The 13,438-nt window shown below is 44.2% G+C and carries 6 protein-coding genes and 1 CRISPR repeat array; of the genes, 2 read left to right on the top strand and 4 right to left on the bottom strand.

Features of this window, described 5'->3' with window-relative positions:
* Positions 1-427: 427 nt before the first annotated feature.
* Positions 428-1,678: an HhoA/HhoB/HtrA family serine endopeptidase gene (locus H6G75_RS08515; protein WP_190979512.1), complete on the top strand. Its 1,251-nt coding sequence runs from the start codon at positions 428-430 to the stop codon at positions 1,676-1,678.
* 33 nt (positions 1,679-1,711) lie between these two features.
* Here the strand turns inward: H6G75_RS08515 and H6G75_RS08510 are convergent, their stop codons facing one another.
* The 3 genes from H6G75_RS08510 to H6G75_RS08500 all read right to left on the bottom strand — a co-directional run bounded on the left by H6G75_RS08510 (position 1,712) and on the right by H6G75_RS08500 (position 3,705).
* On the bottom strand, positions 1,712-1,912 hold the full coding sequence (locus H6G75_RS08510; protein ID WP_190979511.1) for a hypothetical protein: 201 nt from the start codon (positions 1,910-1,912) through the stop codon (positions 1,712-1,714).
* Between the two features lie 306 nt (positions 1,913-2,218).
* The gene (locus H6G75_RS08505; RefSeq protein WP_190979510.1) at positions 2,219-2,590 is read right to left on the bottom strand and encodes a sulfite exporter TauE/SafE family protein; all 372 of its coding nucleotides are present in this window, start codon (positions 2,588-2,590) and stop codon (positions 2,219-2,221) included.
* Between the two features lie 149 nt (positions 2,591-2,739).
* Positions 2,740-3,705, bottom strand: a complete 966-nt coding sequence (locus tag H6G75_RS08500) for an acetamidase/formamidase family protein (protein WP_190979509.1) — start codon at positions 3,703-3,705, stop codon at positions 2,740-2,742.
* A 218-nt stretch (positions 3,706-3,923) separates the two neighbouring features.
* On the opposite strand from H6G75_RS08500, the gene H6G75_RS08495 reads away from it, so the two are divergent.
* Positions 3,924-4,199 carry a hypothetical protein gene (locus H6G75_RS08495; RefSeq protein ID WP_190979540.1) on the top strand — a complete coding sequence of 92 codons (276 nt, stop codon included), beginning with the start codon at positions 3,924-3,926 and terminating at the stop codon, positions 4,197-4,199.
* 290 nt (positions 4,200-4,489) lie between these two features.
* A CRISPR array of direct repeats spans positions 4,490-6,152; the repeat unit is 37 nt; unit sequence ATTGCAATTTCAACTAATCCCTATTAGGGATTGAAAC.
* Positions 6,153-6,766: 614 nt separating this feature from the next.
* Here the strand turns inward: H6G75_RS08495 and H6G75_RS08490 are convergent.
* A complete protein-coding gene (locus tag H6G75_RS08490) occupies positions 6,767-13,438 on the bottom strand; it encodes a HAMP domain-containing protein (protein WP_190979508.1) in 6,672 nt (2,223 codons plus the stop codon).

Raw genomic sequence — 13,438 nt, 5'->3', positions numbered from 1 at the left:
AAGAATAAAAGCTTCTTTCGGAGGTTATATAGCAGTCTTGATATATGAACAATAGAGACAAGGGAGACAAGGAGGAAAGGGTAGACAAGGGAGAGATGTTTGTAAATTGATATGTTTTACCAAGCGACTGAAGACTTGGTTCATCTTGGAAATAGACAAAACCCTTGCTTTAAAGGTAGTAAGTAGTAGGACTAAATTAAACCTAACTTAAAATTACCGGGTTTCGACCCTTCTCCCTTGGGGAGAAGTCGAAATGCGTCTTCTAAATAATTGTGTCTACCTACTTAAAAAGCCTATTTTGATACACAATATGGCTCTGAAGTAGGAAAATAGTCACATTTTCACATTTCTGCTACAGGTCTGTAACAAAAGTGTAATAAACCCTGTCTACATTAGTAATAGATTCAAAATAACCTTTCAGACGGCAATGCAAAATCAAATACCAGACGGAAATAACCCATTAAATAGCACTTCAGATGCCAAATACCGTAAACCAGCACCTTGGAGAAAGGCGGCGGCTTCTCTATCATTGGTGTTGCTAGGTTCTGGTATGACCTTAGCAGGTGGTTATCTGGCTAACCATCAGTCGCAGGTGTCGCAAAGTGCATCAAATTTGGCGTTGAGTCGGGTGAATGCTGCACCACCAATTGCAGCAGGTACAGATCCTAATTTTGTGACTCAGGTAGTGCAGAAGGTAGGGCCAGCAGTGGTACGCATTAATTCCTCTCGCACCGTGAAAAGTCAATTACCAGAGGAATTTAACGACCCATTTTTCCGCCGCTTTTTTGGTTCACAACTACCAGAAAGCCAAGAAAGAGTAGAGCGTGGTACTGGTTCTGGGTTTATTATCAGTGGTGATGGTCAAATTCTCACCAATGCTCACGTTGTTGATGGTGCAGATACAGTGACAGTCATCCTCAAAGATGGGCGGAGTTTTCAAGGTAAGGTTTTAGGCAAAGACGAATTAACAGATGTTGCGGTTGTCAAAATCCAAGCCAACAATTTGCCGACTGTTACCGTGGGTAATTCTGACCAATTGCAACCAGGAGAATGGGCGATCGCAATTGGTAATCCTTTAGGATTAGATAATACAGTTACTACAGGCATTATCAGCGCCACCGGACGCAGTAGCAACCAAATTGGCGCATCTGATAAGCGAGTAGATTTTATTCAAACTGATGCAGCAATTAATCCTGGTAACTCTGGTGGGCCATTACTTAATGCCCGTGGTGAAGTAATTGCTATGAATACAGCTATTATTCAAGGAGCGCAAGGTATTGGCTTTGCGATTCCCATTGCGACAGCACAGCGTATTGCTAACCAATTAATTTCTACAGGTAAAGTTGAACATCCTTATCTTGGCATTCAAATGATTGGGTTGACACCACAACTCAAACAAAGTATCAATTCTGACCCCAATAGTGGTTTGAGTATTAATGAAGATAAAGGTGTCTTAGTTGTGAAAGTTCTGCCCAATTCACCCGCCGCCAAAGCAGGCTTACGTGCAGGTGATGTCATTCAAAAGATTGAAGGTAACACTGTCTCAGAAGCTGAAAGTGTGCAGAAAGCGGTTGATAAAAGCCAAATTGGTGCAGATTTGCGTTTAGAGTTACGTCGGAATGGACAAACTCTGAATTTATCTGTGCGTCCTGGTAGTTTCCCCACGCAAGTGCAATGATGAGTGCTGAGAGTTGATTTTTCAATTTCTGCTCTACATATTAGATAATGGGCAAGATTTCAAGATTTGGGGGATTCTCCACGCCACATGCTTCAAGTCGGCAAAGCCGACGACAGTCGCCTCAAGTCGGGAAACCCGCCCACGGCGCTGTCTCCCCAACGCAGTGGCTCCCCAAGCCCCCTCCAAAATTATTCTTGGGTTTTTTGTTAATACCAATTCTTTATAAGGCTGCATAGAATTCGATCCCCCCTAACCCCCCTTGAAAAAAGGGGGGAACCAGAAAAAATCTATCAAAGTCCCCCTTTTTAAGGGGGATTTAGGGGGATCAAGATATGTGCAACTTCATATCGATTTGGTATAAGTCATTATTTGTTGGTTTTGGGGTGATTTAGTTTTCTTATCTGAAGCGTATTGGAGTATGGGATATAAGGTCAAAGTTATGGGTTTGCGCCAGTTTATAGAGACAGCATGGACGAACGGCTGTTCGCCCTTACACCCACACACCCCATACACCCCTACACCCCCATCCACACCCAGAAATTAACGGAAGAACAAATATCTTCCACCTATGATTAATAAAAAGATGCCATACAGTTTCTTCATGGTTTCACTGCTAATGAATGGCTGGTTGGCAAATAACGCACCAAAGAGATTTCCTACTACTAAACCAATCGCAATCATGACTGCATATTTGATGTTAATGTTACCGCTACGGTAGTAAACTGCTGCGCCTAAAATACCGATGGGTAAAATTTGGGCGGCGATGGATGTGCCGGTCGCAAACTTTTGGTCTAGCCCTACTAGTAGTACCATTGCTGGAACCATAATTGCACCGCCACCGATACCAAACATCCCACCAGCAACACCAGCCGCTAAACCAATAAGCAGCATTTGTACAAGAATATTAGACATACAAAATGTTTGTTTGTTTTTGACTTACAGAATTAAGAATACAGAAGTCAGGAGTCAGAATTTTAGCTATAGCAGAGGGCAAGTGAAGAATGACATCTCTGAACGTTTTCAAGATTCTGGCTACTAGACTGTGAATTCTCAATACTTTCTTACAAACTCATTTTAGGTGAGAAGATTGATTTAGGTAACATCCCGTGAACACCTTTATGGGGACTGTTTACAACTTGGGTGATGCGAAAATTTACAGCTAAACTACACAGCACATAAGCCTCTTCTGCTGATAAATTGGCGAAATCTTGTAGAAAGGCAATCATATTTTTTAAAGCTTGTTCTAAGGCTGCGTCTAAGGTTTCGGCAAAACCCATTGTGATGATGTCTGTTGGAGTTTCAGCGATGGGTGTTGTGAGTGATAAATCTTTGCGGAGTGTGAGAGAAATTCTGCCATTCATAGAAGTTTCAATGGCTGTAACATTTACTTCACCATCTCCTTGGGCGGAATGTCCATCACCAATAGAAAATAAAGCCCCAGGGACGTAAATTGGTAAAAATAACCGTGAACCTGCTTGGAGTTCGCGGTTATCGATGTTACCGCCATAATTACCGGGGGGAATGGAATTGCGATCGCTTTGCGGTGTCGCCACACCTAAAATCCCAAAAAAGGGTGTGAGGGGAATTTTAATGCCACTGTTAGCGGGAAATTCGGCGATATTATTAGCTAAATCTAGGGGAATGAATCTTAGTGCAGGTTGGGTAAATTGTTGTGGTAAAGCTCCCCAGCCTGTACGAATAGCATTAAAACCCACTGGTAAACTTGGGGCGATCGCTTCTAATCTTACTTCTAAAACATCTCCTGGTTCAGCATCCTGCACATAAATTGGCCCGGTGAGTAAATGCGGCCCCCCAGCAATTTTGCGTTCTGCTGGCAAATTTTGGCAGATATCTACAAATTCTGGGGGGAGAAATTCTGGTGGTGCTTTGTCGTAAATGTAGTAACCGGTGAAGGTTTCGACATCAATGGTGTCCCCAGAATTAATCATGAGTGCTGGTTTTAATAAATGGGAGAACCCACCAAGATGCACTGTTTCGGTGGTGGCTTTTAAGGTGTGATGCGTCATGAATATAGAAATCAGATTTGATTTCCCAATTTACTTGTGTAGACAGGGTGTAGGGAATAGAGAGTGAGGAGAAAATTATTGACAAAATTTTTTATATCTACGCTTGACAGGTATAATTTTATACTTTATTATGAGGTTATGGAAAAGGCGATCGCCCTCGGCCAAGAGTCTGCGAATCGCCTTCCTACAATCCCCATAACGGAGTACAACTATTGATGATGCCAGAATTACCAAAGTCTACACTGTCAAATTTAAGACAATACCTGCCTGGTGCAGAGTCTAGTCCAGCCACACCCAATCAATTACCACAACAGCAACTTTCCAAACGCGAACCCGTTAAGCATTTACTCATCGGTTCAGCGCAAGCTGTCACTATCACCATTCATCGTTTACACCTCATTGGTTACGCCAGCGTCGGCGACTGGAGTCCACTTTTACCAACCGCCAACCCCGATGAAGTCATGAGTATTTTAATCCGCCAACTCTTGATGTAATATCTAGATCCCCGATTTTCTGGAAAAGTCGGGGATCTGAACAGTACGACAAATTTAGTCAAAATGCGCGGATGGGTAGGTGTGCAAAATCGCCTTTGAGTAAGAATGGCTGGATTGCTTAGAGGGTAAGGTTTTGCAGAAAAAATTAATTAAAATTGTCCGCGCGGCTTATACAGTATAGGTTTCAGCAATTTAGCGCAAATCAATTGACATTAAACCATGTTAAAATTATCCCATCCGCGAAACCGCACCTTGAAAACTAAATACAGTAAGCTTTTCCGGCTCCCGCTATTGCAATTTCAACTAATCCCTATTAGGGATTGAAACTAGTGCTTCCTTACCGCGCAAGCGATCGCTGATCTGTATTGCAATTTCAACTAATCCCTATTAGGGATTGAAACGTGTCACCCTTGTGATTTAAGGGCGAATAGTCCTATTGCAATTTCAACTAATCCCTATTAGGGATTGAAACTTCAATTACGGAAGATACAAAATTTCTTCCGGCAGGTGCGAGAATTGCAATTTCAACTAATCCCTATTAGGGATTGAAACAATTTCTTTAAGTGGTTGTCCTTTGCGTTGACCGATTTTCATTGCAATTTCAACTAATCCCTATTAGGGATTGAAACATCTTCAATTAGTTGAGGAAAATTACCACCACCAAATTGCAATTTCAACTAATCCCTATTAGGGATTGAAACGAGTATTCAGAAAATGACTCGCAATCGAACGAAGAATTGCAATTTCAACTAATCCCTATTAGGGATTGAAACGCGGACTTGAACAAACCGACGCTGATCAGCGTGGATTGCAATTTCAACTAATCCCTATTAGGGATTGAAACGATTATGCTGGGCGAAAGGAATGCCAGTGCATTCTATTGCAATTTCAACTAATCCCTATTAGGGATTGAAACGCGTTCTGAGGGATTTGCTCAAAATCTAAAGAGATCCCATACATTGCAATTTCAACTAATCCCTATTAGGGATTGAAACGCAGATGAGAGAGTGGGGGATACGTGGTGGCAACATCCAAATTGCAATTTCAACTAATCCCTATTAGGGATTGAAACGGGTAGTCTTGAAAAAGATGAATTACTGAATGAAATTGCAATTTCAACTAATCCCTATTAGGGATTGAAACACGTGTTAGAAATCCTGTGCCACCGATGGTATACGATTGCAATTTCAACTAATCCCTATTAGGGATTGAAACAAGTTTGTGGAATCAATATCCACCCCTATTTTATTATTGCAATTTCAACTAATCCCTATTAGGGATTGAAACAGAAACATGGATCTATATTAACAATAGTGCAGGTGATTGCAATTTCAACTAATCCCTATTAGGGATTGAAACGCTAGATGCCAGTACAAACTTGAAAATCTTCTATACATTGCAATTTCAACTAATCCCTATTAGGGATTGAAACTAAAATGTTACAAAAAGACAGTGATTATAAATACATAAATGATTGCAATTTCAACTAATCCCTATTAGGGATTGAAACATGATGCCCAATTACGAGCCAGTAATCACAGCTATTGCAATTTCAACTAATCCCTATTAGGGATTGAAACGTCACTCCCCCCTGTTGCCAGCCCTCTTGTCCGCGTCCATTGCAATTTCAACTAATCCCTATTAGGGATTGAAACTGAACACTCTCATTCGTTTGTAAGTAAGGGCAATTCATAGATTGCAATTTCAACTAATCCCTATTAGGGATTGAAACCAACAAATTCCCAATGCTGACTTTGGCTAACGCTACCAAAATTGCAATTTCAACTAATCCCTATTAGGGATTGAAACCTTCGCCATCGCTCTCACCCAGTCCCATACCTGGGATTGCAATTTCAACTAATCCCTATTAGGGATTGAAACTTTTGAGTGTATCCAACATACCCAAGCCAGTACTCATTGCAATTTCAACTAATCCCTATTAGGGATTAAAACAATGTCGCAGTGTTGGACAAAACATTTTAGATCCCCCTAAATCCCCCTTAAAAAGGGGGACTTTAAGCCAATACGGTTCAGTTAAGAAAGCCAAGTCATAACAGAACCAGCAAATGATAAATCAACAAAAAACGAAAAAATGATTTTGGAGGGGGTTTGGGGGACGCAACCGTCCCCCAATCGGGGGCGTGGGGGAGAATCCCCCAAATCTTGCTCATTATCTGATAGGTAGCGCAGAAAATTGAGAAATCTACTCTTATAACCTTAACGGAACCGTATTGGACTTTAAGCAGGTTTTAGCCCCCCTGCTTTTTAAGGGTGGTTGGGGGGATCAATAAATCCTAATCATCACAACCAAGCACTTTTCAAACAACCTCTAAACTGCAATAAATAAACACACAGCGAAGCAAAGATTGATGAGTAACTTTAACAACGCTGTGGTGTCTCTACTGTTATGGGACTTACGCAAAAAAACGAAAAAATAAGGTTTTAGAATAGGGTACAGGGGTATGAGGGTGTAAGGGTATAAGTATTCAAAACCCTTACACCCCATACCCTTTCACCCCTACACCCAATCCCCACAGACAATCTTGGTGCGTAAGTCCTATGTTAGTTTACCGATATAGCCAAACGCGCAATAAAGACAGTAATTGTTCAATATCTACAGGTTTGGTGATGTAATCGGATGCGCCGGACTCGATGCACTTTTCGCGATCGCCTTGCATGGCTTTGGCGGTGAGGGCGATAATTGGTAAGGTGATGAATCGGTTATTTTGGCGGATTAAGTGAGTGGTTTCGTAACCGTCCATTTCTGGCATCATCACATCCATTAAGATCACATCAATATCGGGTGTCGTTTCTAACATAGTGATGCCATCTCTGCCGTTTTCGGCATACATCACCTGCATGTGATAGCGTTCTAACATACTGGTCAAGGCAAAGATATTACGGACATCATCATCAATAATTAATACTTTCTTATTTGCCAGGATGTAGTCACGGGCGTGCAGTTGTTCAAGGATTTGACGTTTGGGTTCTGGTAAATTTGCCTGGACTCTGTGTAAAAATAATGTCGTTTCATCAAGGAGGCGTTCGGGCGATCGCACATCTTTGACGATGATGGTTTCGGTAATGCGCCGCAGTTCGGCATCTTGGGCTTTGGTTAATTCGATACCAGTGTAAATAATAATGGGTAATGATTCACCATTGGGCTGCTGTTTGATTTGTTGAAGCAGTTCAAACCCATTCATATCGGGTAGCCCTAAATCGAGGACGAGACAATCAAAGGGTTGGGCGCTAATTGCTTCTAAAGCAGCTGCACCAGTGGCGACGGCGGTAGTGGCGACATCGCTGTTACCAATTAACTCAACAATGCTATGGCGTTGGGTGTCGTCATCTTCTACTACTAGCAAACTCTTCACCCGCCGTTCCACAAAACCTTTGATTTTATTTAAAGCCTCGGAAATACTTTCGCTGCTGGCTGGTTTTTGCAGATATGCTAATGCACCTAATTGTAAACTCCGGCGTTTACCTTCTTCGACGGTCATAATATGAACGGGAATGTGACGGGTATTTGCGTCATGCTTTAACCTGTCGAGGACTGTCCAACCATCCATATCAGGTAAGCGGATATCGAGTAGAATTCCGGCGGGTTGGAATTGTTGGGCGAGGGCTAAACCATTACTACCACTTTGGGCGGCGATGACTTTAAAACCTTGCTGCTGTGCCATTTCCAAGAGGATGCGAGCAAAGTGAATATCATCTTCAACGATTAATAATACGCGATCGCTGTTTTGAATATCAATGCGATCGTCTTCTAGGAGTGCTGAGTGCTGAGTACTGAGTGCTGAGTGCTGAGTGCTGAGTGTTGAGTTGGGAGTTGGGAGTTGGGAGTGCTGAGTGCTGAGTGCTGAGTTGGGAGTGGGGGGAGTGAGAACTAGTTGAGATGTGGGTTCAGGCAGAATGAAGGTGGAGTCGGAATCAAATTGGGGTAAGTAGAAGGTAAATGTACTACCTTGACTGACGTTACTTACCAAGGTGATTTCGCCATCAAATAAGCGGGCGATTTCGCGGCTGATGGATAAACCCAAACCTGTACCGCCGTATTTGCGGCTGGTAGTACCGTCGGCTTGTTGGAAGGCTTCAAAAATCACTTTTTGTTTTTCTGGGGCGATCCCAATTCCCGTATCTATCACGGAAAAGGCGACTACCATTGGGGCGCGGTTCAAGGCTTCTTGATTCATACTCCACCCCTGCTTGGCGACTTCAATGCGTAAGCGCACCTCTCCCCGTTCGGTAAATTTAAAGGCGTTGGAAAGCAGATTTTTCAGGACTTGTAACAAGCGTTTTGGGTCAGTATAAATGGCTTTGGGTAAATCAGCACCGGTTTCAATGGTGAAAGTGAGTCCTTTATCTTGGGCGATTTGGCGGAAGGTGCGTTCTGTTTGATCTCGCAAATCGGTGACTAACATTTGCGACATATCAATTGACATGGTTCCCGACTCAATTTTTGCCAAATCTAAAATGTCATTAATTAACGCCAACAAGTCATTCCCCGCCGAGTAAATTGTGCGGCTGTATTCCACTTGTTTGGTGCTGAGGTTCCCATCAATGTTATCGGTTAACAACTTCGCTAAAATCAGCAAACTATTTAACGGTGTCCGCAGTTCATGGGACATATTCGCCAGAAATTCGGATTTATATTTGGATGACAGCGCCAATTGTTCGGCTTTTTCTTCCAAAGAAAGTCTCGCTTGTTCAATTTCCAGGTTTTTGCGTTCAACTTCTTTCTTTTGCAACGCCAGTAATTCGGCTTTTTCTTCGAGTTCGGCGTTGGTTTGTTGGAGTTCTTCTTGTTGTTTCTTGAGTAAATCTTCCGAAGTTTTGAGAGACTGGGCTTGTTGTTCGAGGCGTTTGTTGGTTTCTTTGAGTTCGTTTTGTTGAGTTTGCAGTTCTTCGGCTAAAGATTGCGATTGTTTGAGTAATTCTTCGGTACGCATGGAAGCGGCTATAGTATTGAGAACGATCGCAATACTTTCGGTAAGTTGGTCGAAGAAGGTTAAATGAATTTCACTAAAGCGGCGGAAGGATGCGAGTTCAATGACGGCGGTGACTTGTCCTTCAAACAACACAGGTAAAACTACAGCGTTGAGTGGGGCTGCTTCACCCAAACCAGAACTAATCTTGACATAATTACTCGGCACTTCCGTTAACAAAATTCGCTCTTTTTCTAAAGCGCATTGTCCCACTAAACCTTCGCCCAAATGGAAACGATTGGCGAGATGTTTGCGTTCGCGGTAGGCGTAGCTGCTGAGTAATTTTAGATATGCTTGTTGTTGTTCACCAGCATCCATTAAGTAAAATACGCCATGTTGTGCGCCTACTAATGGTGCAAGTTCTGAAAGAATGAGTTTGGAGACGGTTTCTAAGTCGCGCTGACCTTGCAACATCCGGGTAAATTTGGCGAGGTTGGTCTTTAACCAGTCTTGTTCGGTGTTCTTTTGGGTTGTCTCGCGCAAATTGGCAATCATCTGGTTGATGTTGTCTTTTAAGATTGCCACTTCTCCTAGTGCTTCCACGGAAATTGACCGAGTTAAGTCGCCTTTTGTTACCGCCGTTGCTACTTCTGCGATCGCCCGTAACTGTGTTGTCAGGGTTGCGGCTAGTTCATTTACGTTATCTGTAAGGTCTTTCCAGGTTCCCGCCGCCCCTGGTACCCTGGCTTGACCACCAAGTTTACCCTCAATTCCCACTTCTCGCGCTACGGTTGTGACCTGATTGGCGAAGGTCGCTAGGGTATCAATCATTTCATTGATGGTTTCTGCTAAGGTTTCGATTTCCCCTTTTGCATCTAACATCAATTTCCGCTTCAAATCCCCATTCGCCACGGCGGTAACAACTCGCGCAATTCCTCGCACTTGGGCGGTTAAGTTACCCGCCATTGAGTTCACATTATCGGTGAGGTCTTTCCAAGTCCCCGCCACACCTTGTACTACAGCTTGACCACCTAATTTTCCTTCTGTTCCCACCTCTCTCGCTACTCTGGTTACTTCCGATGCGAAGGAACTGAGTTGATCCACCATTGTATTAATCGTGTTCTTCAAGTCGAGAATTTCACCCTTCACATCCACGGTGATTTTCTTCGACAAGTCCCCATTCGCCACCGCTTTAGTTACTTCCGCGATGTTCCTTACCTGGGCTGTAAGATTCCCCGCCATTGAGTTCACGTTATCGGTGAGGTCTTTCCACGTCCCCCCAACGCCCCGGACGTAAGCTTGGACACCAAGTTTACCTTCCGTTCCCACCTCACGCGCCACCCGCGTTACTTCACTAGCGAAGGAATTAAGTTGATCCACCATTGTATTGATAGTGTTTTTCAACTCTAAAATTTCACCCTTCACATCCACAGTGATTTTCTTCGACAAGTCACCATTCGCTACCGCCGTTGTGACTTCAGCGATGTTTCTTACCTGGGCTGTCAAACTTCCCGCCATGAAATTCACGCTGTCAGTGAGGTCTTTCCACGTCCCCGCCACACCTTTGACTTCGGCTTGGACACCCAATTTACCTTCCGTTCCCACCTCTCGCGCTACTCTCGTTACCTCCGACGCGAAGGAATTAAGTTGATCCACCATTGTATTGACGGTGTTTTTCAACTCCAAAATTTCCCCCTTCACATCCACAGAGATTTTCTTAGATAAGTCGCCATTCGCCACCGCCGTTGTGACTGCTGCGATGTTGCGTACCTGGGCTGTCAAACTTCCCGCCATGAAATTCACGCTGTCGGTGAGGTCTTTCCATGTCCCCGCCACACCTTTAACATCGGCTTGGACACCTAACTTACCTTCACTTCCTACCTCTCGCGCCACCCTGGTTACTTCCGATGCGAAGGAATTAAGTTGATCCACCATGATATTGATCGTGTTTTTCAACTCCAGAATTTCGCCTTTAACTTGGACAGTGATTTTTTTCGATAAATCCCCGTTGGCGATCGCAGTTGCAACTTCCGCTATACTACGTACTTGGTCGGTGAGGTTCCCCGCCATCATATTCACCGCACCTGTTAAGTCTTTCCAGGTTCCCGCCACACCGCGCACTTCGGCTTGGACACCCAGTTTTCCTTCTGTACCCACCTCTCGCGCTACTCTGGTTACTTCTGATGCAAAGGAACTGAGTTGATCCACCATTGTATTAATCGTGTTCTTCAACTCCAGAATTTCACCTTTCACATCCACGGTGATTTTCTTCGACAAGTCGCCATTCGCCACCGCCGTTGTCACATCAGCAATGTTTCGCACCTGGGCTGTCAAACTTCCCGCCATGAAATTCACGCTGTCAGTCAAATCTTTCCATGTCCCCGCCACACCGCGCACCTCGGCTTGGACACCAAGTTTTCCTTCACTTCCTACCTCTCGCGCCACCCGCGTTACTTCACTGGCGAAGGAATTGAGTTGATCCACCATTGTATTAATCGTGTTCTTCAACTCCAAAATTTCACCCTTTACATCCACCGTGATTTTCTTGGATAAGTCCCCATTCGCCACCGCCGTTGTGACTTCCGCGATGTTCCTTACTTGGGCTGTCAAACTCCCCGCCATGAAGTTTACCGAGTCAGTCAAATCTTTCCAAGTCCCCGCCACACCCCGCACATCAGCTTGGACACCTAACTTACCTTCACTTCCTACTTCCCGCGCCACCCTTGTTACTTCTGATGCAAAGGAACTGAGTTGATCCACCATGATATTGATCGTGTTCTTCAGTTCCAGAATTTCGCCCTTCACATCCACCGTGATTTTCTTCGATAAATCACCATTTGCGATCGCAGTTGCAACTTCCGCAATATTACGTACCTGACCTGTTAAATTCCCCGCCATTAAATTCACGTTATCGGTGAGGTCTTTCCAGGTTCCCGCCACACCCCTCACTTCCGCTTGCACACCAAGTTTTCCTTCCGTTCCCACTTCCCGCGCTACTCTGGTTACTTCCGACGCGAAGGAATTGAGTTGATCCACCATTGTATTGATAGTGTTTTTCAGTTCCAGGATTTCACCCTTCACATCCACAGTGATTTTCTTCGACAAGTCACCATTCGCCACCGCCGTTGTCACTTCTGCGATGTTGCGTACTTGGGCTGTCAAACTTCCCGCCATGAAATTCACAGAGTCAGTCAAATCTTTCCACGTCCCCGCCACGCCTTTAACATCGGCTTGGACACCAAGTTTTCCTTCACTGCCTACTTCTCTCGCCACTCTGGTAACTTCTGACACAAATGAACTGAGTTGATCCACCATGATATTGATAGTGTTCTTCAACTCCAAAATTTCACCCTTCACATCTACAGTGATTTTCTTCGACAAGTCCCCATTAGCGATCGCAGTTGCAACTTCCGCAATATTACGTACCTGTCCTGTCAAATTCCCCGCCATCAAATTCACGTTATCGGTGAGGTCTTTCCAGGTTCCCGCCACACCCCGAACTTCCGCTTGAACACCGAGTTTTCCTTCCGTCCCCACTTCCCGCGCTACCCTGGTAACTTCCGACGCGAAGGAGTTCAACTGATCCACCATTGTGTTGACGGTGTTTTTTAGTTCCAGAATTTCGCCTTTGACATTGACTGTAATTTTCTTCGATAAATCACCATTAGCGATCGCGGTTGCAACTTCCGCAATATTACGTACCTGCCCGGTAAGATTACCTGCCATCAAATTCACGTTATCGGTGAGGTCTTTCCAAGTTCCCGCCACACCTCGCACTTCTGCTTGGACACCAAGTTTTCCTTCTGTTCCCACTTCCCGCGCCACTCTGGTAACTTCGGATGCAAAGGAACCCAGTCGGTCTACCATTGTGTTAACGATATTGGCTGTTTGCAAAAACTCGCCTTTGAGGGGTTTACCATCTATTTCTGTGGCGATGGTTTGAGACAAATCCCCATTCGCCACCGCCCGAATTACCCTTGTAGTTTCGGCTGTTGGTTGGACTAAATCTGTAATGAGAGTATTGACAGAATTCACACAATCTGACCAAGAACCCCGCACAGTTCCTAAAGAGGCGCGTTCTGTAATTTTCCCGTCTTTCCCAACCACATTCCCAATGCGCTGGAGTTCTAGCGCCATCCGCTCATTTTGGTCAATGATATCGTTGAGCGTGTCAGCAATTTTACCTGCCAAACCAGTATTTTCTACGGACATCCGAACCGAAAAGTCACCTTTTTTCACAGCAGTGAGTGTTTTCAGCAATTGTTTTAAATCAAGATTGTCGCTTTCTCTGGTTAACTGTTCGGTTGCCAT

The sequence above is a fragment of the Nostoc sp. FACHB-280 genome, from assembly GCF_014697615.1.
GTDB lineage: Bacteria > Cyanobacteriota > Cyanobacteriia > Cyanobacteriales > Nostocaceae > Nostoc_B.
Note: the sequence above shows the minus strand (reverse complement) of the source record. Positions and strands in the feature narration are given on the sequence as shown.